At 61.3% G+C, this 25,552-nt stretch carries 21 protein-coding genes; 11 read left to right on the forward strand and 10 right to left on the reverse strand.

Going from position 1 to position 25,552, the window contains the following annotated elements; all coding sequences use genetic code 11:
- The first annotated feature begins 76 nt into the window (after positions 1–76).
- From betA to yccS, 8 genes are all read left to right on the forward strand, one after another.
- A complete protein-coding gene (gene betA / locus KSS96_RS26565) occupies positions 77–1,771 on the forward strand; it encodes a choline dehydrogenase (RefSeq protein WP_068938114.1) in 1,695 nt (564 codons plus the stop codon).
- A gap of 220 nt (positions 1,772–1,991) precedes the next feature.
- Complete coding sequence (locus KSS96_RS26570) at positions 1,992–3,434, forward strand: TldD/PmbA family protein (RefSeq protein WP_065879345.1); 1,443 nt, start codon at positions 1,992–1,994, stop codon at positions 3,432–3,434.
- Positions 3,434–4,750, forward strand: coding sequence for a TldD/PmbA family protein (locus KSS96_RS26575; protein WP_217855499.1), 1,317 nt, complete (start codon positions 3,434–3,436; stop codon positions 4,748–4,750). The genes KSS96_RS26570 and KSS96_RS26575 overlap by 1 nt, the downstream gene beginning before the upstream one ends.
- A 195-nt stretch (positions 4,751–4,945) precedes the next feature.
- A complete protein-coding gene (locus tag KSS96_RS26580; RefSeq protein ID WP_017531040.1) occupies positions 4,946–5,836 on the forward strand; it encodes an alpha/beta fold hydrolase in 891 nt (296 codons plus the stop codon).
- Between the two features lie 35 nt (positions 5,837–5,871).
- Positions 5,872–7,299: a multidrug transporter subunit MdtD gene (mdtD, locus tag KSS96_RS26585; RefSeq protein ID WP_017531039.1), complete on the forward strand. Its 1,428-nt coding sequence runs from the start codon at positions 5,872–5,874 to the stop codon at positions 7,297–7,299.
- 130 nt (positions 7,300–7,429) lie between these two features.
- Entirely contained in the window at positions 7,430–8,767 is a 1,338-nt protein-coding gene (dbpA, locus tag KSS96_RS26590) for an ATP-dependent RNA helicase DbpA (RefSeq protein ID WP_263978346.1), read from the forward strand.
- Between the two features lie 161 nt (positions 8,768–8,928).
- Complete coding sequence (locus KSS96_RS26595) at positions 8,929–10,107, forward strand: BaiN/RdsA family NAD(P)/FAD-dependent oxidoreductase (RefSeq protein ID WP_217855502.1); 1,179 nt, start codon at positions 8,929–8,931, stop codon at positions 10,105–10,107.
- Positions 10,108–10,266: 159 nt separating this feature from the next.
- The gene (gene yccS, locus KSS96_RS26600; protein ID WP_017531036.1) at positions 10,267–12,450 is read left to right on the forward strand and encodes a YccS family putative transporter; all 2,184 of its coding nucleotides are present in this window, start codon (positions 10,267–10,269) and stop codon (positions 12,448–12,450) included.
- 4 nt (positions 12,451–12,454) lie between these two features.
- Here yccS and KSS96_RS26605 read toward each other — a convergent pair whose 3' ends face one another.
- Positions 12,455–13,198, reverse strand: coding sequence for a substrate-binding periplasmic protein (locus KSS96_RS26605; RefSeq protein WP_017531035.1), 744 nt, complete (start codon positions 13,196–13,198; stop codon positions 12,455–12,457).
- Between the two features lie 201 nt (positions 13,199–13,399).
- Between KSS96_RS26605 and KSS96_RS26610 the strand changes: the two genes are divergently transcribed.
- Positions 13,400–13,852, forward strand: a complete 453-nt coding sequence (locus tag KSS96_RS26610) for a GNAT family N-acetyltransferase (protein WP_017531034.1) — start codon at positions 13,400–13,402, stop codon at positions 13,850–13,852.
- Between the two features lie 73 nt (positions 13,853–13,925).
- On the opposite strand, the gene KSS96_RS26615 is transcribed toward KSS96_RS26610, so the two are convergent.
- Genes KSS96_RS26615 through KSS96_RS26625 form a run of 3 tightly spaced genes read right to left on the reverse strand, consistent with a single transcriptional unit; the run spans position 13,926 to position 16,891 of the window.
- Complete coding sequence (locus KSS96_RS26615; RefSeq protein WP_065879342.1) at positions 13,926–14,222, reverse strand: winged helix-turn-helix domain-containing protein; 297 nt, start codon at positions 14,220–14,222, stop codon at positions 13,926–13,928.
- 19 nt (positions 14,223–14,241) lie between these two features.
- The gene (locus KSS96_RS26620) at positions 14,242–14,742 is read right to left on the reverse strand and encodes a M48 metallopeptidase family protein (protein ID WP_017531032.1); all 501 of its coding nucleotides are present in this window, start codon (positions 14,740–14,742) and stop codon (positions 14,242–14,244) included.
- Between the two features lie 43 nt (positions 14,743–14,785).
- Positions 14,786–16,891: a putative bifunctional diguanylate cyclase/phosphodiesterase gene (locus tag KSS96_RS26625; RefSeq protein WP_065879341.1), complete on the reverse strand. Its 2,106-nt coding sequence runs from the start codon at positions 16,889–16,891 to the stop codon at positions 14,786–14,788.
- Positions 16,892–17,199: 308 nt separating this feature from the next.
- On the opposite strand from KSS96_RS26625, the gene KSS96_RS26630 reads away from it, so the two are divergent.
- Positions 17,200–17,865, forward strand: a complete 666-nt coding sequence (locus KSS96_RS26630) for a polysaccharide lyase family 7 protein (protein ID WP_065879395.1) — start codon at positions 17,200–17,202, stop codon at positions 17,863–17,865.
- Between the two features lie 762 nt (positions 17,866–18,627).
- Positions 18,628–18,921: a fructose-bisphosphate aldolase gene (locus KSS96_RS26640; protein WP_065879340.1), complete on the forward strand. Its 294-nt coding sequence runs from the start codon at positions 18,628–18,630 to the stop codon at positions 18,919–18,921.
- Positions 18,922–18,983: 62 nt separating this feature from the next.
- On the opposite strand, the gene fba is transcribed toward KSS96_RS26640, so the two are convergent.
- The 6 genes from fba to tkt all read right to left on the reverse strand — a co-directional run bounded on the left by fba (position 18,984) and on the right by tkt (position 25,311).
- Positions 18,984–20,048, reverse strand: a complete 1,065-nt coding sequence (gene fba / locus KSS96_RS26645) for a class II fructose-bisphosphate aldolase (protein WP_003234513.1) — start codon at positions 20,046–20,048, stop codon at positions 18,984–18,986.
- A gap of 211 nt (positions 20,049–20,259) precedes the next feature.
- Positions 20,260–20,592 carry an MliC family protein gene (locus tag KSS96_RS26650; protein WP_017531025.1) on the reverse strand — a complete coding sequence of 111 codons (333 nt, stop codon included), beginning with the start codon at positions 20,590–20,592 and terminating at the stop codon, positions 20,260–20,262.
- A 61-nt stretch (positions 20,593–20,653) separates the two neighbouring features.
- Positions 20,654–20,881, reverse strand: coding sequence for a hypothetical protein (locus KSS96_RS26655; protein WP_065879338.1), 228 nt, complete (start codon positions 20,879–20,881; stop codon positions 20,654–20,656).
- A gap of 29 nt (positions 20,882–20,910) precedes the next feature.
- Positions 20,911–22,074: a phosphoglycerate kinase gene (locus tag KSS96_RS26660; RefSeq protein ID WP_017531023.1), complete on the reverse strand. Its 1,164-nt coding sequence runs from the start codon at positions 22,072–22,074 to the stop codon at positions 20,911–20,913.
- A gap of 17 nt (positions 22,075–22,091) precedes the next feature.
- Positions 22,092–23,147, reverse strand: a complete 1,056-nt coding sequence (gene epd, locus KSS96_RS26665; RefSeq protein WP_017531022.1) for an erythrose-4-phosphate dehydrogenase — start codon at positions 23,145–23,147, stop codon at positions 22,092–22,094.
- A 166-nt stretch (positions 23,148–23,313) separates the two neighbouring features.
- On the reverse strand, positions 23,314–25,311 hold the full coding sequence (tkt, locus tag KSS96_RS26670) for a transketolase (RefSeq protein ID WP_017531021.1): 1,998 nt from the start codon (positions 25,309–25,311) through the stop codon (positions 23,314–23,316).
- Between the last annotated feature and the right edge of the window lie 241 nt (positions 25,312–25,552).

Here is a 25,552-nt window from a genome sequence, read left to right on the forward strand (position 1 = left end):
GAACACATTCCAAATGTGGGAGGGGCTTGCCCCCGATGAGGCCCGACCTGACCCCACCTCAAAGAGGGTGCATCCAATGTCCCAAGAATACGATTACATCATTGTGGGTGCCGGCTCCGCCGGTAACACCCTGGCGACCCGTCTGACCGAAGACGAAGGCGTCACCGTCCTGTTGCTGGAAGCCGGTGGCCCGGACTACCGCCTCGACTTCCGTACCCAGATGCCTGCCGCCCTGGCGTTCCCCCTGCAAGGCCGTCGCTACAACTGGGCCTACGAAACCGATCCGGAGCCGCACATGGACGGCCGCCGGATGGAATGCGGTCGCGGCAAGGGCCTGGGTGGCTCTTCGCTGATCAACGGCATGTGCTACATCCGTGGCAACGCCATGGACTACGACAACTGGTCGAAACTGCCGGGCCTGGAAGACTGGACCTACCTCGACTGCCTGCCGTATTTCCGCAAGGCCGAAACCCGCGACATCGGCCCCAACGATTGGCACGGCGGCGATGGCCCGGTCAGCGTGACCACGCCTAAAGCCGGCAATAACCCGCTGTTTCACGCCATGGTCGAAGCCGGCGTGCAGGCCGGTTACCCGCGTACCGAAGACTTGAACGGCTACCAGCAGGAAGGTTTCGGCCCGATGGACCGTACCGTCACGCCCAACGGCCGTCGCGCCAGCACCGCACGCGGGTACCTGGACACGGCTAAAAAGCGCTCGACCCTGACCATCGTCACCCACGCCCTCACCGATAAGGTGTTGTTCGAAGGCAAGCGCGCGGTGGGCGTGCGTTACCTGATCGGCGCCGCCGAAGAGCGCGTTGAAGCCCGTGCACGCAAGGAAGTACTAGTGTGCAGCGGCGCCATCGCTTCGCCGCAATTGCTGCAACGCTCCGGCGTGGGCCCGGCCAAATTGCTGGAAAGCCTCGACATCCCGGTGGTTCACGACCTGCCCGGCGTGGGTGAAAACCTGCAGGACCACCTTGAGCTGTACCTGCAATATGCGTGCACCCAGCCGGTGTCGCTGTACCCGTCGCTGCTCTGGTACAACCAGCCGGCCATCGGTGCCGAATGGCTGTTCAACGGTACCGGTATCGGCGCCAGCAACCAGTTCGAGGCGGGCGGTTTTATCCGTACCCGTGAAGAATTCGAATGGCCGAATATCCAGTACCACTTCCTGCCGGTAGCGATTAACTACAACGGCAGCAATGGTGTGAAAGAGCACGGGTTCCAGGCGCACATGGGCTCCATGCGTTCGCCGAGCCGTGGCCGTATCCAGCTGAAGTCGAAGAACCCACGGGACTACCCGAGCATCCTCTTCAACTACATGGCCACCGAACAGGACTGGCAGGAATTTCGCGATGGCATCCGCCTGACCCGTGAAATCATGCAGCAACCGGCACTGGACCCGTACCGTGGCCGCGAAATCAGCCCCGGTATCGAGGTGCAAACCGATGAGCAACTGGACAGGTTCATCCGCGAGCACGCCGAGACTGCGTTCCACCCTTCGTGCTCGTGCAAGATGGGCACCGACGAGATGGCCGTGGTGGATGGCGAAGGTCGCGTGCATGGCATGCAAGGCCTGCGTGTGGTCGATGCGTCGATCATGCCGATCATCACCACCGGCAACCTGAACGCGCCGACGATCATGATCGCCGAGAAAATCGCCGACAAGATTCGTGGGCGCAAGCCACTGCCGCGCAGCACCGCCGACTACTACGTGGCGGGCGATGCGCCGGTGCGTGGCAAGCCGTTGCGTGAGATTGCGCAGTAACTGATACACCGTGGCGCCGCTATCGGGAGCAAGCCCCCTCCCACACTGACTGTGTTCACCCATTCAGATGTGTAAACACAGTCAAATGTGGGAGGGGGCTTGCCCCCGATGAGGCCCGACCAGAAACCACACCCCTGCCTTTACACTTTCCTTGATCAGCCCCCAGCCCAGGCCTACTCTGTTTGCCTGCCCGCGCTGAGCCGCCCACAAGGAAGGCCCCATGTTCGACCACCACGCCACACTCAAAAAACACTTCAGTGCCCTGCGCACCGCCGCCGAATTTTTCTCCCTGCGCTACGTCCGCGAATCCGGCCACTACCTGTCGGTACGCAAGAACGTCGCCGAACCGCCGCACCTGAGCCACGACGAAGGCGCCATGCTCACCGTGCGCCTTAACGGGGTTGAAGCCTACGCCGCGACCAACGATATCTCGCTTGCCGGCCTGCAAGCCGCCCTCGAGCGCGCCGAGCAGCAGGCCCGGCGCATCAAACCCCACGCGTTGCTCGACCTGCGCGAGCAACAGGTGTCCAGCGACGTCGCCGATTACCTGTCGCCCGACCTCGGCCAGCCCTTCCCGTCCTTGAGCGATTGCTACCAGTTGCTGGGCGACGCGTCGGCCGCCGTGCCCAGGGACGAGCGCCTGGTGAGCTGGGACGTGAGCCTGGGCATGACCCACGTCGAGCAGATCTACCTGAACACCGCCGGCGCCGAACTGCGCCAGGCCCAGCGTTTTGTTTTCCCAGGCGTCAACGTCACCGCCTTTGATGGCAGCGACAGCCAGACCCGCACCCTCGGCGGCACCAACTTCGGCCAGCAGGGCGGCTTTGATGTGATCAACCGCTTCGACCTGGTCGGTGCGGCGCCACGGGTGGCCGACGAAGCCCTGCAACTGCTGCTGGCGCCGAACACACCCCAGGGCCCGCGCGACCTGCTGCTGATGCCCGACCAGATGATCCTGCAGATCCACGAATCCATCGGCCACCCGCTGGAACTGGACCGCATTCTTGGTGACGAGCGCAACTACGCCGGCACCAGCTTTGTGAAGGCCAGCGACTTCGGCCATCTGCAATACGGCTCCAAGCTGCTCAACGTGACCTTCGACCCGGACATTCCCGAGCAGCTCGCCAGCTACAGCCACGACGACGACGGCACCCGCGCCAGCAAGCAATTCCTGATCCGCGAGGGGCTGCTGCTCAAGCCGCTGGGTGGGGCGTTGTCGCAATTTCGCGCCGGGCTGGGCGGCGTGGCCAACAGCCGTGCGAGCAGTTGGAACCGCCCGCCGATCGACCGTATGGCCAACCTGAATATCGAAGCGGGCGACAAGAGCCTGGCACAACTGGTGGGCGGCATCGAAAACGGCATCCTGATGTCGACCAACCGCTCATGGTCCATTGATGACGCACGCAACAAGTTCCAATTCGGCTGCGAATGGGGCCAGTTGATCGAAAACGGCGAGTTCAAGGGTGTGGTGAAGAACCCCAACTACCGCGCCATTTCCGCGCAGTTCTGGCGCAAGCTCAGCGCCGTGGGCGACGCCAGCACCTTCAAGGTGTTGGGCACGCCAAATTGCGGCAAGGGCGAGCCCAACCAGGTGATCCGCGTCGGCCATGCATCGCCGGCCTGTGTATTCAGCAATGTCGACGTATTTGGGGGAGATGCCTGATGAATGATTTCAAGGCGCTGGTGGAGTGGCTCAAACAGGCCGTCACCGACAAGGAACAATTTCACCTCGGCTACGCGGCGGAAGCCTCTGAGTTCGTGCGCTTCAACCATGCCAAGGTACGCCAGGCCGGCCAGGTGCAGCAGGCCAGCCTCAACCTGAAACTGATCAATAACGGCCGGCATGCCGACCTGGGCATTACCCTGGCCGGCGAGCCGCAACTGGACCGCCAACGCCTCGCCGAGGGCTTGCAGCAACTGCGCGAAACCTTGCCGTTGTTGCCGCCGGACCCGTACCTGTTGCTCAACCACAACGCCTGGCAAAGCAGCAATGAACAGGCGCGGCCACTGCCCCAACTGGCGCAGGTGTTGGAAGACATCAGCCAGGCCGCCGCCGGCGTAGACCTGGTCGGCATCTACGCCGCCGGCCCGATCAGCCGTGGCTTTGCCAGCTCCGACGGCGCGTTCGGCTGGCACCAGGCCAATAGCTTCAACTTCGATTTCAGCCTGTTCCATGCCAATGGCGAAGCGGTCAAAGCCAGCTACGCCGGGCACACCTGGGACAGCGCCGAGTTCACCGCGCGCTTGCAGCAGGCGCGCGAGCAATTGGTGTTCCTCGACCGCCCACTGCACCCATTGCCGCCCGGAGAGTACCGCGCCTATCTGGCGCCGGCCGCGCTGGAAGAAATCATCGGCATCATCACCTGGGGTGGGTTCTCCGCCCAAGCCATCGCCAGCAAGGGCAGCTCATTGCAACGACTGTATGCCGGTGAGCAGCACCTGAGCCCGCTGGTGACCGTGAATGAACAGATCAGCGGCTCCCTGAGCCAGGCGTTCTCCACGGAAGGCTACCCGCGCAGCGATGTGACCCTGATTAACGCCGGCAAGGCCGACGGCCGACTGGTCAATTCGCGCAGCGCCGCCGAGTATGGCCTGAGCGCCAACGGCGCCAGCAGCGACGAAGCCCCCAGCGCCTTGCAGATGGCGGCGGGCAGCCTGGCCCAGGCCGATATCCTCAAACAGTTGGGCACCGGGCTGTACATCAGCAACCTGTGGTACCTCAATTACTCCGACCTGCCGGCGGCGCGCCTGACCGGCATGACGCGCTTCGCCACATTCTGGGTAGAAGACGGCAAAATCAAGGCGCCGATCAGCACCATGCGCTTTGATGACAGCGTCTACAGCTTGCTGGGTTCGCAATTGGAAGCGCTGACGGCGGAACGCGAGCTGCTGCTGTCGGCCAGCACCTATGGGCAGCGCAATACTTCATCCAATCTGCTTCCCGGTGCCTTGATCAAGCGCCTGACCCTGACCCTTTAAACACCAAAAATCCCTGTGGGAGGGGGCTTGCTCTCCCTCCCACACCGTATTGCGTTAATTTCAGACAGCTCGGTTTCGGCCCTTCCTTCAGTCAATTCTCTTCCCCCCCCGCGTGCATGGGCGGCCTGTTGTCGCCTGCAAAAAACCTCGTTATAAGGGTTAATGGCATACCGCCACACCACAGGGAGTGCTGCGATGAACCATGGAAGTTTGGTCATACAAAAGTTGTTCAAACACTACAACGTCCACGTCGAACAACTCGGCAACGACCCGCACAAGAAGACCGTGCTGATGGTCAACGGCGCACTGTCGACCACGCGCTCCTTCGCCCGCACCAGCAAATGCCTGGCGGAGCATTTCAATGTGCTGCTGTTTGATCTGCCGTTCTCCGGCTATTCGCGTGAGTACAACACCGACCTGGACCTGGTAACCAAGGACGACGAAGTGCAGATGCTGCGCGCCCTGGTCGAGCGTTTTGAGGTCAACCACCTGGTGTCGGCCTCGTGGGGCGGCATCTCGACGCTGCTGACCCTGGCGCATAACCCGCCCTCCATCGAAAGCTCGGTGGTGATGGCCCTGGCGCCCAACCTCAACCCGGCGATGCTCGACTATGTGGAGCGCGTGCGCGTGCTGATCGAGGCCGATGACAAATCCGCCGTCGGCCACTTGCTCAACGAGACGGTGGGCCAATACCTGTCGCCGCGTCTCAAGCGCAACAACCATCGTCACCTGGCGAACATGGCCACCACCGAGTACCGCCAGGCGCGCTTTCATATCCATCAGGTGCTGGCGTTGGGGGATGGCAACTACTTGCCAGCACTCAGGCAGATTGAAACGCCGGTGCATTTCCTCAATGGCGCGCTGGATCAATACACGCCGGCCGCCGATGCCCGGTTGTTCAAGCAGTACGTGGGGCGCAGCAGCTTCGCCGTCGCCGAGCACACTGGCCACTTGCTTGATCTGGAGTCCCGCGAAGCCGCGTTGGCGGTGCATCGTGCGCTGTTGAATTTTTTGGTGGGCGAGCACGCGGCGTTGTCGGACTTAGACGAACCGCCAGTGGGAAAAGCAGAGGCGGATGGCGCATAATCGCCGACACATAGCCTGCTAACAAAAGGGATCCCATGCCGAATCGCGCCCCTCTCGATGCCAAGACCGCCCGCTGGCTCCCCTGGGTGGTAGCGATCGCCTTCTTCATGCAGTCGCTGGACGGGACGATTCTGAACACGGCGCTGCCGGCCATGGCCCGAGACCTGGCGGAAAACCCGCTGCGCATGCAAGGCGTGGTGATCGCCTACATGCTCACCGTCGCGTTGCTGATCCCGGCATCGGGCTGGATCGCCGACCGCTTCGGCACCAAGAAAATCTTCTTTGGCGCGATCATGCTGTTCAGCATCGGCTCCTTGCTGTGCGCCTTGTCCAGCAGCCTGACCATGTTGGTGGGTGCACGGGTGGTGCAGGGTCTGGGCGGTGCGTTGATGCTGCCGGTCGGGCGGCTGGTGGTGTTACGCGCCTACCCCCGCTCCGAACTGGTGCGAATCATGGGCTTCATTACCATCCCCGGCCTGCTCGGCCCCCTGCTCGGCCCGACCATGGGCGGCTGGATGGTGCAATACCTGACCTGGCACTGGATCTTCCTGATCAACCTGCCGGTGGGCATGATCGGCTGCTACGCCGTGTGGAAATTCATCCCCGACTTGCGCGGCAGCGAGCGCACACGCTTCGACGGCGCGGGCTTTTTGCTGTTTGGCGCGGCGATGGTGCTGATCACCATCGCCATGGAAGGCCTGGGCGAACTGCACCTGCCGCACCTGCGGGTGATGTTACTGCTGTTCGGCGGGCTGGCGTGCCTGGCGGCGTATTGGCTGCGCGCCGGGCATATCGACAATGCGCTGTTCTCGCCGGTGCTGTTCAAGACGCGCACTTTCGCGGTGGGCATCCTGGGCAACCTGTTCGCACGGTTGGGCAGTGGTGCGCTGCCGTTCCTGGTGCCGCTGCTGTTGCAAGTGGCGCTGGGTTATTCGCCGTCGCAGGCCGGCATGAGCATGTTGCCTCTGGCGGCGGCGGCGATGTTTGCCAAGTCCATCGCCCGCCCGCTGATCGAGCGCCTGGGTTACCGCGTGGTGCTCACCGGCAACACCCTGGCGTTGGGGATCATGTTGGCCAGCATGGGGCTGGTTACGGAGCACACGCCCTACCCGTTGCTGCTGGGCATGCTGGCGGTTTTGGGGGCCATCAACTCGCTGCAATTTACCGCGATGAATACCGTCACCCTGATCGACCTCGACGACGCCCAGGCCAGCAGCGGCAACAGTTTGCTGTCGGTCGTGGCGCAACTGTCCCTGAGCCTCGGCGTGGCATGCGCCGGCGCGTTGCTCGGCGGTTTTACCGCAGAAACCGGCAACGACGGCGTGAGCACGGTGCTCGGCGCGTTCCAGTTGACCTTCCTCACCGTGGGCATCATGGCGATGCTGGCCGCGGGGATCTTCCTGCAACTGTCGCCAACAGACGGCAAACGCGCGGCCAGCCCAGAGCAGCATATCGAGCATTGACCGGCGTCTCGTCTAGAACTTGCAGGGAAATTCCCACAGGGCTGGTACACTGCGCGACATTTTGTTTTGCAGAGCCAGCCCCGTGACTACCATCGCCACCGCTTTTAATACTTTGCCCTTGTCCGCCGCCATGCTGGCTAACCTCGACTCGCTGGGTTATGTCGAGATGACGCAGATCCAGGCGCAAAGCTTGCCGGTGATCCTCAAAGGGCTGGACCTGATTGCCCAGGCCAAGACCGGCAGCGGCAAGACCGCTGCATTTGGTATCGGCCTGTTGAACCCGATCAACCCGCGTTACTTCGGCTGCCAGGCGCTGGTGATGTGCCCGACGCGTGAGCTGGCCGACCAGGTTGCCAAGGAAATCCGCCGCCTGGCCCGCGCCGAAGACAACATCAAGGTGCTGACCCTGTGCGGGGGCGTGTCCCTCGGCCCGCAGATCGCGTCCCTGGAACACGGTGCCCACGTCATCGTCGGCACCCCGGGCCGCATCCAGCAACACCTGCGCAAGGGCTCGCTGGTACTCGACGGCTTGAACACCCTGATCCTCGACGAAGCCGACCGCATGCTCGACATGGGCTTCTACGACGCCATCGAAGACATCATCAGCAAGACCCCACCGCGCCGCCAGACCCTGCTGTTCTCGGCCACTTACCCGGTGAGCATCAAGCAACTGGCCTCCAAGTTCATGCGTGCGCCTCAGCAAGTGAAAGCCGAAGCGTTCCACTCCGACGACCAGATCGAGCAGCGTTTCTACGAGATCTCGCCGCAAGAGCGCATGGACGCGGTGAGCAAGGTCCTCGCGCACTTCCGTCCAGCCTCCTGCGTGGCGTTCTGCTTTACCAAGCAGCAAGTGCAGGAAACCGTGGATCACCTGACGGCCAAGGGCATTTCCGCCGTCGGCCTGCATGGCGACCTGGAGCAGCGCGACCGTGACCAGGTGCTGGCGATGTTCGCAAACCGCAGCACCTCGGTACTGGTTGCCACCGACGTTGCCGCTCGCGGCCTGGACATTGATGCGCTGGACATGGTGATCAACGTCGAACTGGCCCGCGACTCGGAAATCCACATCCACCGCGTGGGCCGCACCGGCCGCGCCGGTGAGACCGGCATCGCCATCAGCCTGGTCGCGCCGTCCGAAGCCCACCGCGCCCAGGCCATCGAGCAGTTGCAGAAATCGCCGCTGAACTGGGACCAGTTGGACAACCTCAAGCCGCAAGGCGGTGGCCCGTTGCTGCCGCAGATGAGCACCTTGTGTATCGCCGCCGGGCGTAAAGACAAGGTTCGCCCAGGTGACATTCTTGGCGCGTTGACTGGCGAAGCCGGCATCCCGGGCGCCCAGGTGGGCAAGATCGCGATCTTTGATTTCCAGGCCTTCGTGGCTGTGGAGCGTGGCATCGCCAAACAGGCGTTGCAGCGGCTGAATGACGGCAAGATCAAGGGCCGTTCGTTGCGCGTTCGCATTCTGTAACACGGACCTCCAAATTTATCGGAGATCCAATGTGGGAGGGGGCTTGCCCCCGATAGCAGTGTGTCAGTCAGTACATCTGTTACTGATACATCGCAATCGGGAGCAAGCCCCCTCCCACATTTGACTGTATTTCACATCAGAATTTGTATGAGGACATTGCTGTGCGCTCGACCGAAGTTGTGATCATTGGCGCCGGCGCCGCAGGCTTGATGTGCGCGCTGACCGCCGCCGGGCGTGGACGCAAGGTGATGCTGATCGACCACGCCAACAAGGCCGGCAAAAAGATCCTGATGTCCGGCGGTGGCCGCTGCAATTTCACCAACCTGTACACCGAGCCGGCCAACTTTCTCTCGCACAACGCGCACTTCTGCAAATCCGCGCTGGCCCGCTACACCCAGTGGGACTTTATCGGGCTGGTGGCCAAGCACGGCGTGCCGTACCACGAGAAAAAGCTCGGCCAGCTGTTCTGCGATAACAAGTCCAGCGACATCCTCGGCATGTTGCTCGATGAGTGCATCCAGACCGGCGTCAGCCTGCACCTGGACACCTCCATCGAGGAAATTGCCAGGCTCGACAGCGGCTACCAATTGCAGACCACCTTGGGCGAGCTGCGGTGTGAATCCCTGGTGATCGCCACCGGCGGTTTGTCGATCCCAACCCTGGGCGCGACCGGTTTCGGTTACCAGGTGGCCAGGCAATTCAGCCATGAACTGCTGCCCACCCGCGCGGGGCTGGTGCCGTTCACCATCACCGATCAGCTCAAGGAGTTGTGCGCAGAGCTGTCGGGCACCTCCGTGGACTGCCTGGTCAGTTGCAACAACGAGAGCTTTCGCGAAAACATCCTGTTCACCCACCGTGGCCTGAGCGGGCCGGCGATCCTGCAGATTTCGTCCTACTGGGAACCCGGCGACACCGTAGAGATTAACCTGCTGCCCGACCACGACGCCCACACCTGGCTGCAACAGCAACAAGCCGAGCGCCCGGACAGCGAGCTGAAAACCTTGCTGGGTGAAATCTTCACCAAGAAGATGGCCAACCTGCTGGCGCAAACCTGGTTCGTGTCCAAGCCGATGAAGCAATACACCCACGCCGAAATTGCCGACATCGCGCAAAAACTGGGGAGCTGGCAGCTGGTGCCGGCGGGTACCGAAGGCTATCGCACCGCCGAGGTGACGCTGGGTGGGGTGGATACGCGGGAAGTGTCGTCCAAGACCATGGAGTCGCTGAAAAGCCCGGGGCTGTATTTTATCGGCGAGGTGCTGGACGTGACCGGTCACCTGGGCGGGTTCAATTTCCAGTGGGCGTGGGCTTCGGGCTACGCGGCCGCGCAATACGTCTGACACAGCACGGTAAAACATGTGGGAGGGGGCTTGCCCCCTCCCACATTTTGATTTGCGGCGTGCCTGGGAAATATTTGCGCGGGGATGTGATCGCCACCCTTGCCGTGGCGTCCTTGATAGCTCAATTTAGCGGCATCGCTCCGGAAGACTCCAGACTTCATGTCATCGACCTCGTTCAAGCAGTCCATGCGGCGCCTGTGGGCGCTGGATAAATTCAGTTACAGCATTCGGGTATTCATCGCCCTTACCGGCAGTATGGCGCTGTGCTGGTACCAGGATGAAATGACCCTGCTGATCCCACTGTTCCTGGGGATTATCGCCAGCGCCCTGGCCGAGACCGACGACAGCTGGCAAGGCCGCCTCAATGCCCTGGCGGTGACGCTGGTGTGTTTCAGCATCGCCGCGCTGTCGGTGGAGTTGCTGTTCCCCTACCCGTGGATTTTCGCCATTTCCCTGGCCCTGGCGACGTTCGGCCTGACCATGCTCGGCGCCTTGGGCGAACGTTATGGGGCGATTGCATCGGCCACGCTGATTCTGTCGGTGTACACCATGATCGGTGTGGACCAGCGCGGTGGTGCCGTGAATGATTTCTGGCACGAGCCACTGCTGTTGGTGGCGGGTGCCGCCTGGTACGGCGCGTTGTCGGTGCTGTGGCAGGCGCTGTTTTCCAACCAGCCGGTGCAGCAGAGCCTGGCGCGGTTGTTCCGCGAGTTGGGGCGTTACCTCAAGCTCAAATCGTCGTTGTTCGAACCGATCCGCCAACTGGATGTGGAAGCACGGCGCCTGGAACTGGCCCAGCAAAACGGCCGAGTCGTGGCTGCGCTGAATGCCGCGAAGGAAATCATCCTGCACCGCGTGGGCAATGGTCGACCGGGCTCGAAGGTCAGTCGCTACCTCAAACTGTACTTCCTGGCCCAGGACATCCACGAACGCGCCAGCTCATCCCATTACCCTTACAACGCCCTGGCCGAAGCGTTCTTCCACAGCGATGTGCTGTTCCGCTGCCAGCGCCTGTTGCGTCAGCAAGGCAAGGCCTGCCAGGCCCTGGCCGAGTCGATCCAGTTGCGCCAGCCGTTCATCTATGACGACAGCTTCGCCGAGGCCCTCAGTGACCTGAACGCCTCGCTGGAACACCTGCGCATCCAGAGCAACCCGGCCTGGCGCGGCCTGCTGCGCTCGCTGCGGGCGCTGGCGGCCAACCTGTCGACGCTCGACCGCCTGCTCGGCGACGCCAGCAACCCCGACGCCCTGGCCGACGCCACCGATAGCAACCTGCTGGACCGCGCCCCGCGCAACCTCAAGGAAATGTGGACGCGCCTGCGCACGCAGCTCACGCCGACGTCGCTGCTGTTTCGCCATGCCCTGCGCCTGTCCCTGGCGCTGAGCATCGGCTACGGCACCTTGCATGTCATTCACGCGTCCCAGGGTTACTGGATCATCCTGACCACCCTGTTTGTGTGCCAGCCGAACTACGGTGCGACCCGGCGCAAGCTTGGCCAGCGGATCATCGGTACCGCCATCGGCCTCACCGTGGCCTGGGCGCTGTTCGACCTGTTCCCCAGCCCGCTGGTGCAATCGATGTTCGCCATCGCCGCAGGCCTGGTGTTCTTTATCAACCGCACCACGCGCTACACCCTCGCGACCGCGGCCATTACCTTGATGGTGCTGTTCTGCTTCAATCAGGTGGGCGATGGCTACGGGCTGTTTTTGCCACGGTTGCTCGACACGTTGCTCGGCAGCCTGATCGCCGGCCTGGCGGTGTTCCTGTTCCTGCCGGACTGGCAGGGCCGCCGCCTGAACAAAGTGCTGGCCAACACCCTGACCTGCAACAGCATCTACCTGCGCCAGATCATGCAGCAATATGCCGCCGGCAAGAGCGACGACCTGGCTTATCGCCTGGCCCGGCGCAACGCGCACAACGCCGACGCGGCACTGTCGACCACCCTGGCCAATATGTTGATGGAGCCGGGGCATTTCCGTAAGGAAGCGGACGTGGGTTTCCGTTTCCTGGTGCTGTCCCATACCTTGCTCAGCTACTTGTCAGGGCTCGGCGCGCACCGCGACACGCAACTGCCGGCCGAGGTGCACGAACACCTGATCGACGGCGCGGGCAAGACCCTCGCGGCGAGCATCGATGAGATCGCCACGGGGCTGGCCAACAAGCAACCCATTGCGATCCAGAGCGATGCCGAGGAAGCCCTGGCCGCGGACCTGGAGCAGATGCCGGATGAGATAGATGAAGGGCAGCGACTGGTGCAGACGCAGTTGGCGTTGATCTGCCGGCAGTTGGGGCCGCTGCGTACGTTGGCGGCGCATTTGATCAAGGACACCAGCGCGGCTTAGGCCGCTACATCCCATGTGCACTCATCAACCGTGCATAGCTGCCATCGGCCTTCATCCTGGCAATCTCCCGATCAAACCCGGCCACGATCTGCGCGTGCTCGGGGTGCTTGAGGCTTACCAGGATATGCAGACTGTTTTCACTCAGCGGCTTGGGCAGGAACTCCACCGCATTGCGCACTTTGGGCGATTCGCGGGACAAGTAATAGCGCGCGACATATTCATCCTCCACCGTCAGCCGCACCCGCTGCGCCGCCAGCATGCGCACGGCCATGGCGAAGTTATGCACCGGGACTTTCTGTAACTGCGTATCCCCATCGAACGCTGCTGAATACGCATACCCCCGCACCACGGCGACGGGGTAGTCGTGCAATTGTTCAAGGTTCTGATACTCGATGGGGTCGTCGCGACGCTTGATAAACCGCACGCGGTTGACCAGGTACTCGCCGGAGAACTCTCCCAGGTGCGTGCGGGCATCGTCGTACCAGGCGTTGATCAGCACGTCATAGCGCCCGTCGCCCACGCCCATCAGCGCCCGAGCCCACGGCACCTGTTCAAACTCACTGGCATAACCCGCACGGGCCAGGGCGGTGCTGACGATATCGGTCGCCAGCCCGCCGTTGATCAACGTGGCATCGGTAAAGGGGGGCCAGGCATCTGCAACCAAACGCAGGCGCAGACGCTCTGCAAACGCAGGCGCCGCCAGCAACAACACTCCAATCAACGCAACGGCACGAGAGAGTCGCAGCATGCTCAAAGTCCTTGGCGGGCAGGCAATGGCCTTGGTTCAGGCAATGCCTGAGGCTCTAACATTAGCTCAGATTACACAAAGAAACGGCCGGTGAACGCACTCAATGATGGCAAATTGATTTCATTCACAAAAATAGTTGATTTAGACACCGCCGCCCACCGCGCTTACTATCCAGCACAGACATTTACGTGAGACCACACCATGACAGTCGATTGGGTTTGCAAACATCACAGCGACCTGGGCAAGGAGCAGCTGTATGCCATCCTGCGTTTGCGCAGCGAAGTCTTCGTTGTCGAGCAGAAGTGCGTTTATCAGGACATCGACGGGCAGGACCTGGCTGGCGATACCCACCACTTGATGGCCTGGAAAAATGATGAGTTGGTGGCCTACCTGCGCCTGCTGGACCCGGAATCCCAGGGCGGTGACGTAGTGGTCGGCCGGGTGATCGTTGCGCCAGCGGCACGCGGTACTGGTTTGGGGCACCAGATGATGGAAGAAACTCTGCGTCAGATCAAAGAGATCTGGCCCGAAACGCCGATTTTTCTGTCAGCCCAGGCGCATTTGCAGGGGTATTACGGGAAGTACGGGTTTGTGGTGGCGGGTGAGGAATACCTTGAGGATGACATCCCTCATATCGGTATGCGGCGCGCTTGAGGGGCCACATCTCCCCCCTCACATGTGGAAGGGGGCTTGCTCCCGATGGCGCCAGCCGGTTCAGCGCAAAACGTCAGGGATAACCCAAAACCTGTTTGATGGCCGCCAGATTACCCTCGATCCAACGCCGATCAATCGCCCCCCAATCACGAATCCGATACTGCCCGGCATGGTTGCGGGCACCTTCCTCCTGCTCGAATTCACACACGATATCCAGATCGGCCAACGCCGCAATCGTGTCCTGCGCCGTGCGTCGGGGCATGCCGGTGACGTCGGTCAACGCCGGGACGCTGCTGGCCAGCCCACTGTCGATCAGGTACGCCACGTACAGACGGCGATAGAAACTGCTTTTGGTCTTGCTCACTTCCATGGTGGGTCGCCTTGTGCGGTCAGGGTTTGCCCTGCAGGTCGCGATACGTGAGGTACACGCGCAGGTCGAATTCCACCTGGTGGTAGCCTGGCATCATGTAGTCGCAGAGTTTGTAGAACGCCTTGTTGTGGTCCGATTCCTTGAAGTGCGCCAGCTCATGTACCACGATCATGCGCAGGAATTGCGGTGCCGCCTCTTTGAACAGCGCGGCAATGCGGATCTCTTTCTTGGCCTTCAGGTTGCCGCCCTGCACCCGCGAAATCGTGGTGTGCAGGCCGAGGGCGCGGTGGGTCAGGTCCAGGCGGTTATCGAACAGCACTTTGTCGATGGCGGGGGCGTTGCGCAGGTGCTCCTGCTTCAAGGCCAAGGCGTAGGCGTACAGGGCCTTATCGCTCTGTACGGCATGGCGTTCGGGGTAACGCTGGTCCAGATAGGCACCCAACTGGTCCTTGGCGATCAGTTGGCGCACTTGTTCCTGAAGAGCGGGCGGGTAGGCCTGGAGGTATTTCAGCGCGGTCATTGAGGTCTGCAACAAGGTTCGAATGGCCGTCAGTGTAGCGAATTCAACGCAGGCGGGCGCGCGCCCAGTCGGCTACTTCCGAGGCCATCAGCGGTGGCGCCGCCCATGCCCCCTGGACAAACGGGCAACCCTGGGCCTTGAGCCAGTTGGCTTGCTCCTGGGTTTCCACGCCCTCGGCCACCACCAGCACCTCAAAATGCGCGCACAGCTCGATAATGCTGCGCGCCATCGCCGCGTCGCGGGCCGAGCCGGGCAGGCGCGCGACCAATTGCGGGTCGAGCTTGAGGGTGTCGAACGCCAGGTCGCGCAGGTGGGCCAGGGAACAGCTGCCCGAACCGAAGTCATCCAGGGCGATGCGCACGCCGATTTGGCGCAGCAACTTGAGCTGCTTGGCAGATGCTTCCAGGTTGCTCATCAAGCTGTCTTCGCTGATTTGCACCTCCAACTGACGCCCCTGTAACCCATGTCGCTCCAGCACCTGCTGCAGTTGCGTCACCAGGTTGGGCATATTGAACTGGTTGCTGCTCAGGCTCACGCTCAACACCAGGTCATCGTCGAAGGTGGCTTGCCACGCCTGACGCTGGGCAGCGGCCTGTTGGTAGATCCATGCGCTTAATTGGCTGATCAGCCGCGCTTCTTCCAGCAACGGCAAGAACAACCCCGGCGGCACATCGCCGACACTGGGGTGCTGCCACCGCAACAGCGCCTCAACCCCGCGCAAACGCCCGTCCGCCAGGGAAACCTGGGGCTGGTAGACCAGGACGAAATCCTTGTTTTGAATGGCCGTGCGCACGCTGTCTTCAAGCATCAGGCGGGAGCGGGCGCGGCCGTTCATTTCCTGATCGTAATAGCGATATTGCTGACGCCCCGCACGCTTGGCTTCGTACATGGCGATGTCGGCGGCACGCAACAGGCCGTTCAAATCCGCGCCGCAATCGGGGTAGGTTGCGATGCCAATGCTCACGCCGAGCATCACATCCAAACCGTCGACCTGATGGCACACGGACACCCGTTCGATCAACTTTTCCGAAATTTTCGCGGCCTGCTCCGGGAACTCCAACTCCAGCAACGCGGTAAATTCATCCCCCCCCATGCGGCCAATAATGTCGTAGGAACGCAGACACCCCTGCAGTTGCTCGGAAACCCAACGCAGTACACGGTCGCCGGCATCATGGCCCAGGGAGTCGTTGACCCGCTTGAAGCCATCCAGGTCCAGGTACAACAACACCAGGGACTGCTCGGCCCGCTCGACGCGCAACAGGGTATTTTCTACCGCCTGGTAGAAACCACGCCGGTTCAGCAACCCGGTCAGCGGGTCGGTCACGGCCTGGAACTCCAACTGCTGGTGCAAATGGCGCACTTCAGACATGTCCAACACCGTCACCACCATGGCCTTCTGCTCCGCGGGTAACGGCGCGCAGGACAAGGCCACCGACACTTGCTGACCGCGCCCGGTACGCAGGATCGCATCATGCAGGCGCCAGGTTTCGCCCTTGCGGTAACCGGCGTGCATTTGCGAGTCCGACCAGACCGGCACGTGTGGCTTTTGCAGGAAGCTCAGGAACTCCTGGCCTTGCAACTCGTGGATCGTGGCATTGAGCAGGCGCGAAATCGCCGGGTTGGCGTACGCAATCACGCCCTCCTCACTGACGACCAGGATGCCTTCGGCGGCGTTGTCCAATACCGAGGCATTGAAGGCGCGGGCGGATTCCAGGTCATGGCTCAGGCGCTGCAACGCCCGGCGATTACGCTGATGCTCCAGCAAAGCCTGGACCTTGGGCTTGAGGATATGCGGGTCGAAGGGCTTGAACAGGTAATCAATGGCGCCGCTGGCATAGCCTTCCAGCACCGCCGCGGGTGACTGGGCGTTGGCACTCAAAAAGATGATCGGCGTCATGCGCGTTCGCTGGCTGCCGCGCATCAAGCGGGCGACTTCGAAGCCGTCCATGCCGGGCATCATCACATCCAGCAATACCAGGTCGACTTCGTGGGACAACAACAACTCTAGGGCTTCCACGCCGGACGCTGCGGTGACCACCTGCCAGTCATCACATTGCAAGAGTGCGCGCATGCTGATCAGGTTTTCCGGGTAGTCATCGACCACCAGAAGAACCGAACTGCCATCGCCGTGATGTGGAGCGCATTCCATGCTGGGACTCTTCCTTAGGTCTACTCCGGTCACTTCTGACAGAAAACCCGGACAAACATCAAGGCCTCACTCTAGCCCTGGATCCTGAAAATCAGAAGTGACGTGGATGCCATCATTGCGCCAAAGTTCAGTCAGCCGACTAACGGTCACCCTCTACAAGCCACGATTCATGGGAAACATGGCTTTTTGGCATTCCCTTGGCGCCAATAAATTGCCAGTAAATGTTTAACAACTGGTTGACCACCGCCTATAAAGAACCTGTAAGGCCCTCGGGCCAAAGCCTTCACCCCCTGTATAAGGCCAACACCATGATCGACCTCTCCACTTGGAACCTGAGCATTCCGGTCGGCTCGCCCCCCGCGACTATCGAAACACCGAAACTGCTCAGCGGCTTCAACGACCAGTACTTCCAGGCCGAAGGCAGCAACGTGCAATTCTGGACCCCCGTCACCGGCACCCGCACCGAAAACGCCATCTACCCGCGCAGCGAACTGCGCGAAACCTACGCTGACGGGCGTCTGCGCAACTGGACCTACCCCGAAGCCGACAACTTCCTGCGCGCCACCCTGGCGGTCAACCAAGTGCCCTCCAGCGGCAAGATCGTCATCGGGCAGATCCACGCCTACGACAGCCAAAGGCCACTGATCAAGCTCGAATACCAGTTCAAGGAAAAGACTCAGACCGGCAATATCGTCGCCAAAGTGCGCATGCGCCCGGATGAAGACACCAGTCGCGTGATCATCGTCGCCTCCAATGTGCCACTGGAGAAAAGCTTCACCTATGTAATCAACCTCAACAAAGCCGGGCTGCTCAGCGTGTACGCCGCCGACAGCGAATGGAACGAGCGCATCGGCGCGGCGTGGGGCGACAAACCGCTGTACTTCAAGGCGGGCGCGTATGTGCAGGACAACAGTGGGGACAGCAAGGAAGGCGCGAAGGTGGTATTTGAAAAGTTGGATATTGATCACGAATAAACGCCGTCCCCTGTAAACGGAACTCAATGCAACCAGAGAACCCAGCGCCTATCCCTTTGAGCGTGGCTTTGCAGGCGCGCGAGGAACCGGCGCTGAGGCTTTGGGCGTTATCGGCATTAGCTCGGGCTCGCGTGGCGGGGGAAACCGACCCGGTGGTGGCCACATTGGAGCGACCGGTTTGCGAGTGCTCATGCACTATCGCTCCCGTCAGTGATGCTTTACCGCCTTAGCATCGCGCGCCTATCGCCATAAACAACTGTGAGAACTAACAGTGGACTATAGTTTTTGGCGATTAAAACAGGTGACGTTTGTGCGGTTGGGTATTGATCTTGCGTGAATTGTCCCGGTAGTCCCAAGGACGATTCGCAAATAATCGCCGACATCTTAAACACACCATTCAACCCCTGTGGGAGCCATCGCGGACAAGCGCGGTTCCCACAGTTGATCTACTTTGCCTGAAGACGCTGCGCTCGTCCTACACGACCGTTGCGGCATGCCAAGTCGACGCTTATAGTTCGCCCCGTCGCCGGCATTGAATGGCGATAGGGTTTCGCAGCCCTAACGATACGTGTGTAACCAAGCATCATGAATACAATGACGAGTGCATCTGCGCCCGACGTCTGTTTTATGGTGGCTGTGTGTGGGAGACCTTCGGGTCTGCCGGGTTCCTCGTATCCTCGGTCTGCGAACCCGCACACAGCTACCACCCATTCGTTTCGCAGCGAACGGCGGTAGTCCTTTTAGATACGAGGAATATTTGCCATGGTTCAACAACTCCCACCCCGCCGCTTCACGCCCTGCACCGAAACCGCCACCGATTACCCAGTGCTCCTCATCGACAGCGACGCCCCATTGCTCGACCTCCACGCCTGCCTGCGCGAACGCCTCAACGCCGCCCTCGAACACCTCAACCTGATGGCCTGCTCCAGCCTGCCGGACTTTGCAGAGTGCGACTTGAATAACGTGGCCAATACCGCGCGCATTCTGGTGCAGGATGTGAGTGATGTGTTTCGGGTGGTTGAACAGCGAGGGTTCGATACTTCACCGCCAAGCTGATCAAAATCCGGCCACAAAAAGAAGCCCGCATCGCTGCGGGCTTCTTTTTAAACACCTGAGGCTCAGTTCACCTTAGCGTTCAACTCACCTTTCAAATAACGCTGGTACATCGCTTCCAGCGAGATCGGCTTGATCTTCGAGGCATTGCCGGCAGTACCAAACGCTTCATAGCGTGCGATACACACATCACGCATCGCGGTCACGGTAGCACCGAAGAATTTACGTGGGTCGAATTCGCTCGGGTTGGTGGCCATCAGGCGACGCATGGCACCGGTGGAGGCCAAACGCAGGTCGGTGTCGATGTTGACCTTACGCACGCCATGCTTGATGCCTTCGACGATTTCTTCAACCGGTACGCCGTAGGTTTCTTTGATGTCGCCGCCGTACTGGTTGATGATCGCCAGCCACTCTTGCGGTACCGATGAAGAGCCGTGCATCACCAGGTGGGTGTTGGGGATGCGTTTGTGGATTTCCTTGATGCGGTCGATGGCCAGTACGTCGCCGGTGGGCGGCTTGGTGAACTTGTAGGCGCCGTGGCTGGTGCCGATGGCGATGGCCAGGGCGTCGACCTGGGTTTTCTTGACGAAGTCCGCAGCTTCTTCCGGGTCGGTCAGCATTTGGCTGTGATCCAGCACACCTTCGGCGCCGATGCCGTCTTCTTCGCCGGCCATGCCGGTTTCCAGGGAGCCCAGGCAACCCAGCTCGCCTTCAACCGAAACGCCGCAGGCGTGAGCCATGGCTACGGTTTGTTGGGTCACGCGTACGTTGTATTCGTAGTCGGTGGGGGTCTTGCCGTCTTCGCCGAGGGAGCCGTCCATCATGACCGAGCTGAAGCCCAGTTGGATGGAGCGCTGGCACACGTCAGGGCTGGTGCCGTGGTCTTGGTGCATGCACACCGGGATGTGCGGGAATTCTTCAATCGCGGCGAGGATCAGGTGACGCAGGAACGGGGCACCGGCGTATTTGCGCGCACCGGCCGAAGCCTGGACGATCACTGGGGAGTCGGTCTTGTCAGCGGCTTCCATGATGGCGCGCATCTGCTCAAGGTTGTTGACGTTAAAGGCTGGGACGCCGTAGCCGAACTCGGCTGCGTGGTCCAGCATTTGACGCATGCTGATAAGTGCCATTGTGTTGTCTCTCCCGGTCGAGGGTCGTTAATCGTGCAAGCCTGCCGTAGCGGCGGCTGCTATTCAAGTTATTGCCGGTCAGGTTTTGCATGCCTGGCCCGCTGAATCGTTATTGCAGTGTCCGGCCCACCACCTATGCCACTTTGGAACCGGATTTAATGTAGGAAGGGGCAAGCCCCTCCCACATTTGGATTTCATCAAATTTGAAATCTTATTGGGCCTTGCAGCCACGCCCGATCAAATCGTCGGTGGCAACCCAGTAAACCAGGCCTTCCTCACCTTTTGTGTGAAACGCCAACTGGTCGTTGCTGTACAGCACGCCCGAGGCGGCAACGTCCTGTTTAAGACGGTAAACCTGGTCGGAACCGCCGAGGCGTACATCCACCTCGGAACGGGCCTGGTTGGCAAAACGCCAGTTGACCTCGGCCTTGCTGTCGCAGGTCCAGGTGGTCCACTTATCGGCAGGTTCTGCCTTATTGAACATGTTCATGCTGCTGCAACCAGCCAGTAGGGCCAGTGCCGCCAGGGCGAAAACGCCTTTCATTGCCAATCCTCGAACGACGGCCCAAAGGCCGCCACTGCTGTCGGTTAGTTGATCAGACCCGTCAAGGGCAACCCTGTTCCTGACCGTTGGGCGCAGAGTCGTATTTCTCCAGCCGTTCGTTGCCGATGCGCTTGTTGATCACCGGCATGGTCTCGGCTTGCCAGTCAGCCTGATAGCAGTTTTTATCCTGTGCGGGCGCAGGCTTGCTCGCCTCCTGCGCCGCGCTTGGCGTGCTGCCACAGCCGGCCAACACGCCCGCTGCAATCACCAGTGCCAACGACTTGATCATGGGAATGCTCCTTTTCCTGATCACGTGCCTTAACCTTTGGCTCGGGTTTCCAGCATTTGCACCGCAGGCAGGACCTTGCCTTCGACGAATTCTAGAAACGCGCCGCCACCGGTAGAAATGTAGGAGATCTGGTCAGCCACGCCATATTTGTCGATGGCCGCCAGGGTGTCACCACCGCCGGCGATGGAGAAGGCCGAGCTTTCGGCAATCGCCTTGGCCAGCACTTTGGTGCCGTTGCCGAACTGGTCGAACTCGAATACGCCGACCGGGCCGTTCCACAGGATGGTCTGGGAGGCTTTCAGCAGTTCAGCGAAGTTGGCCGCGGTTTGCGGGCCGATGTCCAGGATCATGTCGTCGTCGGCTACGTCAGCGATCAGCTTGACGGTGGCGGCGGCGCTTTCAGCGAATTCCTTGGCAACAACCACATCGACCGGCAATGGCACGCTGACCTTGGCGGCGATGGCGCGGGCGGTGTCGAGCAGGTCCGGTTCGTACAGCGACTTGCCCACCGGGTGACCGGCTGCGGCCAGGAACGTATTGGCAATGCCGCCGCCGACGATCAGTTGGTTGCAGATCTGGCTCAGGCTGTTAAGCACGTCCAGCTTGGTCGACACCTTGGAGCCGGCCACGATGGCGGCCATCGGTTGCGCCGGTGCGCCCAGGGCTTTGCCCAGTGCGTCCAGTTCAGCGGCCAGCAGTGGGCCGGCTGCCGCAACCTTGGCGAACTTGGCCACGCCGTGGGTCGAGCCTTCGGCACGGTGAGCGGTACCGAAAGCGTCCATCACGAATACGTCGCACAGGGCCGCGTATTGCTGGGCCAGTTCGTCGCTGTTCTTTTTCTCGCCTTTGTTGAAGCGCACGTTTTCGAACAGCACGATATCGCCGGCCTTCACGTCCACGCCGCCCAGGTAATCAGCCACCAGCGGCACGTCGCGGCCCAGGGCACGGCTGAGGTAGTCGGCCACCGGCTTGAGGCTGTTTTCGGCGGAGAACTCACCTTCGGTCGGGCGACCCAGGTGGGAGCAGACCATCACGGCCGCGCCTTTTTCCAGGGCCAGCTTGATGGTCGGCAGCGAGGCCAGGATTCGCGCATCGCTGGTGACTACACCGTCCTTGACTGGGACGTTGAGGTCTTCGCGAATCAGTACGCGCTTACCTTGCAGATCGAGGTCGGTCATCTTCAACACGGTCATGGGTCGCAGTTCCTGAATTACTGTTGAGGTTGTTTAGAGGCGATATGCAGATAATGTTCCGCAACGTCGAGCATTCGGTTGGCAAAACCCCATTCGTTGTCGAACCAGGCCAGGATGTTCACCAGCCTCGGGCCGGAAACACGGGTCTGGCTGGCATCGACGATCGCCGAATGCGGGTCATGGTTGAAATCACAACTGGCGTGGGGCAACTCGGTATAGGCCAGCAGGCCTTTGAGCGGGCCGCTGGTAGCGGCGTCGCGCAGGATCCGGTTGACCTCCACGGCATCGGTGTCGCTGACGGTTTGCAAGGTGATATCCAGGCAGGAGACGTTCACCGTCGGCACCCGTACGGCTTTGGCCTGGATTCGCCCGGCAAGTTCCGGCAGCAGACGTTCGATGCCACGGGCCAGGCCGGTGGACACCGGGATCACCGACTGGAACGCCGAGCGTGTGCGGCGCAGGTCTTCATGGTGATAGGCGTCGATCACCGGCTGGTCGTTCATCGCCGAGTGAATCGTGGTGATCGACACGTAATCAATACCAATCGACTGATCCAGCAGGCGCAACAGCGGCACGCTGCAGTTGGTGGTGCAGGAAGCGTTGGACACCAGCAGCTCACTGCCGGTCAGGCAATCCTGGTTAATGCCATAGACGATGGTGGCGTCGACATCCGCCTCGCTGGCCATCGGCTGGGAAAACAACACACGCGGTGCTCCGGCGTCGAGAAAACGCTGGCCATCGGCACGGGTGTTGTAGGCACCTGAGCATTCCAATACCAGGTCGACGCCTAGCGCCGCCCAGTCGATGCCCTCGGGGGTGGCACTGCGCAGTACTTTCACGCAGTTGCCGTTGATATGCAGACAATCGCCGTCAACCCGCACTTCGCCGGGAAAGCGGCCGTGGGTGGAGTCAAAGCGTGTCAGGTATTCGATGCTGGCCATGTCGGCCAAATCGTTGATCGCAACAATTTCAAACCCGGCGGCGCCCCCTCGCTCGAACAGAGCACGCAAGACGCAACGACCAATGCGGCCGTAGCCGTTGAGTGCAACTTTGTAGGGACGCGGTTGGGGCATGGGGTTCTCGATCAACTTGGGTGAAGGGGTGAATGTGCCACCACCTTCGCGAGCAAGCCCGCTCCCACACTTGAATGGGTTCACAATTGCAACTGTGTGAACCCGATCAAATGTGGGAGCGGGCTTGTTCGCGAAGAGGCCAGCACAGCCACCTCAATCTACAGCCTTAGTCTTCCAGCAGTTCTTCAGCCTGGCCCAGGATGTTTTCCAGGGTGAAACCGAACTCTTCGAACAACGCTGGCGCCGGCGCCGACTCACCGTAGGTGGTCATGCCGATGACGCGGCCTTCCAGGCCCACGTACTTGTACCAGTAGTCGGCATGTGCCGCTTCGATGGCGATACGCGCGCTGACCTGCAACGGCAGCACCGATTGCTTGTAGTCGGCGTCCTGGGCTTCGAACACGCTGGTGCACGGCATGGACACCACACGCACGTTGCGGCCCTGGGCGGTCAGCTTGTCGTAAGCCTGAACGGTCAGGCCCACTTCGGAACCGGTGGAGATCAGGATCAACTCCGGCTCGCCGATGCAATCCTTGAGCACGTAGCCACCGCGGCTGATGTCAGCGATCTGCGCGTCGGTGCGCACCTGATGTTGCAGGTTCTGACGCGAGAAGATCAGCGCCGACGGGCCGTCCTTGCGCTCGATGGCGTGCTTCCAGGCCACGGCGGATTCCACCGCGTCGGCTGGGCGCCAGCAGTCCAGGTTCGGCGTGGTGCGCAGGCTGGTCAGTTGCTCGACCGGCTGGTGCGTCGGGCCGTCTTCGCCCAGGCCGATGGAGTCGTGGGTGTACACATGGATCACACGCTTCTTCATCAGCGCGGCCATGCGTACGGCGTTACGTGCGTACTCCATGAACATCAGGAAGGTCGCGCCGTAAGGCACCAGGCCGCCGTGCAGGGACACGCCGTTCATGATGGCGCTCATGCCGAACTCGCGCACGCCGTAGTACATGTAATTGCCGCTGGCGTCTTCGGCCGAGACACCTTTGCAGCCCTTCCACAGGGTCAGGTTGGAACCGGCCAGGTCGGCCGAACCGCCGAGGAACTCAGGCAGCAGCGGGCCAAAAGCGTTCAGGGTGTTCTGGCTGGCTTTACGGCTGGCGATGGTTTCGCCCTTGGCCGCGACTTCGGCGATGTAGGCCGAGGCTTTTTCCGAGAAGTCGGCAGGCAGGTCGCCTGCCAGGCGGCGGACCAGTTCGTTGGCAAGCTCAGGGAATTCGGCGGAGTAGGCCGCGAAACGCTGGTCCCACTCGGCTTCGGTGGCCAGGCCTTTTTCTTTGGCGTCCCATTCGGCGTAGATGTCGGCCGGGATTTCGAACGGGCCGTGATTCCACTTCAGCGCTTCGCGGGTCAGGGCGATTTCCGCGTCACCCAGTGGAGCGCCGTGACAGTCTTCCTTGCCTTGCTTGTTCGGTGAACCGAAACCGATGGTGGTCTTGCAGCAGATCAGGGTCGGCTGCGCGCTCTTGCGGGCGGTGTCGATGGCAGTCTTGATCTCTTCCGGATCGTGGCCGTCGACATTGCGGATCACCTGCCAGTTGTAGGCTTCGAAACGCTTTGGCGTGTCGTCGGTGAACCAGCCTTCGACTTCGCCATCAATGGAGATGCCGTTGTCATCGTAGAAGGCGATCAGCTTGCCCAGGCCCAAGGTACCGGCCAGGGAGGCGACTTCGTGGGAGATGCCTTCCATCATGCAGCCATCACCCAGGAACACGTAGGTGTGGTGGTCGACGATATCGTGGCCAGGGCGGTTGAACTGCGCGCCCAGCACTTTTTCCGCCAGCGCGAAGCCAACCGCGTTGGCCAGGCCTTGGCCCAGGGGACCGGTGGTGGTCTCGACGCCTGGGGTGTAGCCGAACTCCGGGTGGCCCGGGGTGCGGCTGTGCAACTGGCGGAAGCTCTTGAGGTCGTCGATGGTGACGTCGTAGCCGGTCAGGTGCAGCAGCGAGTAGATCAGCATCGAACCGTGGCCGTTGGACAGCACGAAGCGGTCGCGGTCGGCGAACGACGGATTGCTCGGGTTGTGTTTCAGGTAATCACGCCAAAGTACCTCGGCGATATCCGCCATGCCCATCGGGGCACCGGGATGGCCGCTGTTGGCTTTTTGCACGGCATCCATGCTGAGGGCACGAATGGCGTTGGCACGCTCACGACGGCTGGGCATCGCTGATCTCCTGGGGGCTTGAATAAAGAAACGGAAAAAAGGACCGGCATTTTCCCTCAGCCACCGCCTGCGGGCAATGACAGATAGTCACTTGAGGGTGTTTTTCCTGCGGTTTACCCGGCATTCCCTTGCAGAAACCGGACACCCGTTCGTCTAGAGGGTATAGCGGCTGCTTATAACCGCCACTTATCGATCAATATCAAAACTTTTTGATATTGACCTTGCGGGTATGCCCGCCCGT

This window comes from Pseudomonas asgharzadehiana (genome assembly GCF_019139815.1).
Taxonomy (GTDB): domain Bacteria; phylum Pseudomonadota; class Gammaproteobacteria; order Pseudomonadales; family Pseudomonadaceae; genus Aquipseudomonas; species Aquipseudomonas asgharzadehiana.

Excerpts from the sequence above, each read along its gene's own strand:
- dbpA (WP_263978346.1), top strand. The coding sequence starts at position 7,430 with ATGCTGGCTAACCTCGACTCGCTGGGTTATGTCGAGATGACGCAGATC.
- KSS96_RS26615 (WP_065879342.1), bottom strand. The coding sequence starts at position 14,222 with ATGGAAGTGAGCAAGACCAAAAGCAGTTTCTATCGCCGTCTGTACGTG.
- KSS96_RS26655 (WP_065879338.1), bottom strand. The coding sequence starts at position 20,881 with ATGATCAAGTCGTTGGCACTGGTGATTGCAGCGGGCGTGTTGGCCGGC.
- epd (WP_017531022.1), bottom strand. The coding sequence starts at position 23,147 with ATGCCCCAACCGCGTCCCTACAAAGTTGCACTCAACGGCTACGGCCGC.
- yccS (WP_017531036.1), top strand. The coding sequence starts at position 10,267 with ATGTCATCGACCTCGTTCAAGCAGTCCATGCGGCGCCTGTGGGCGCTG.
- KSS96_RS26625 (WP_065879341.1), bottom strand. The coding sequence starts at position 16,891 with ATGGAATGCGCTCCACATCACGGCGATGGCAGTTCGGTTCTTCTGGTG.
- fba (WP_003234513.1), bottom strand. The coding sequence starts at position 20,048 with ATGGCACTTATCAGCATGCGTCAAATGCTGGACCACGCAGCCGAGTTC.
- tkt (WP_017531021.1), bottom strand. The coding sequence starts at position 25,311 with ATGCCCAGCCGTCGTGAGCGTGCCAACGCCATTCGTGCCCTCAGCATG.
- KSS96_RS26580 (WP_017531040.1), top strand. The coding sequence starts at position 4,946 with ATGAACCATGGAAGTTTGGTCATACAAAAGTTGTTCAAACACTACAAC.
- KSS96_RS26660 (WP_017531023.1), bottom strand. The coding sequence starts at position 22,074 with ATGACCGTGTTGAAGATGACCGACCTCGATCTGCAAGGTAAGCGCGTA.
- KSS96_RS26640 (WP_065879340.1), top strand. The coding sequence starts at position 18,628 with ATGGTTCAACAACTCCCACCCCGCCGCTTCACGCCCTGCACCGAAACC.
- KSS96_RS26570 (WP_065879345.1), top strand. The coding sequence starts at position 1,992 with ATGTTCGACCACCACGCCACACTCAAAAAACACTTCAGTGCCCTGCGC.
- mdtD (WP_017531039.1), top strand. The coding sequence starts at position 5,872 with ATGCCGAATCGCGCCCCTCTCGATGCCAAGACCGCCCGCTGGCTCCCC.
- KSS96_RS26650 (WP_017531025.1), bottom strand. The coding sequence starts at position 20,592 with ATGAAAGGCGTTTTCGCCCTGGCGGCACTGGCCCTACTGGCTGGTTGC.
- KSS96_RS26610 (WP_017531034.1), top strand. The coding sequence starts at position 13,400 with ATGACAGTCGATTGGGTTTGCAAACATCACAGCGACCTGGGCAAGGAG.
- KSS96_RS26630 (WP_065879395.1), top strand. The coding sequence starts at position 17,200 with ATGATCGACCTCTCCACTTGGAACCTGAGCATTCCGGTCGGCTCGCCC.
- KSS96_RS26605 (WP_017531035.1), bottom strand. The coding sequence starts at position 13,198 with ATGCTGCGACTCTCTCGTGCCGTTGCGTTGATTGGAGTGTTGTTGCTG.
- KSS96_RS26575 (WP_217855499.1), top strand. The coding sequence starts at position 3,434 with ATGAATGATTTCAAGGCGCTGGTGGAGTGGCTCAAACAGGCCGTCACC.
- KSS96_RS26620 (WP_017531032.1), bottom strand. The coding sequence starts at position 14,742 with ATGACCGCGCTGAAATACCTCCAGGCCTACCCGCCCGCTCTTCAGGAA.
- betA (WP_068938114.1), top strand. The coding sequence starts at position 77 with ATGTCCCAAGAATACGATTACATCATTGTGGGTGCCGGCTCCGCCGGT.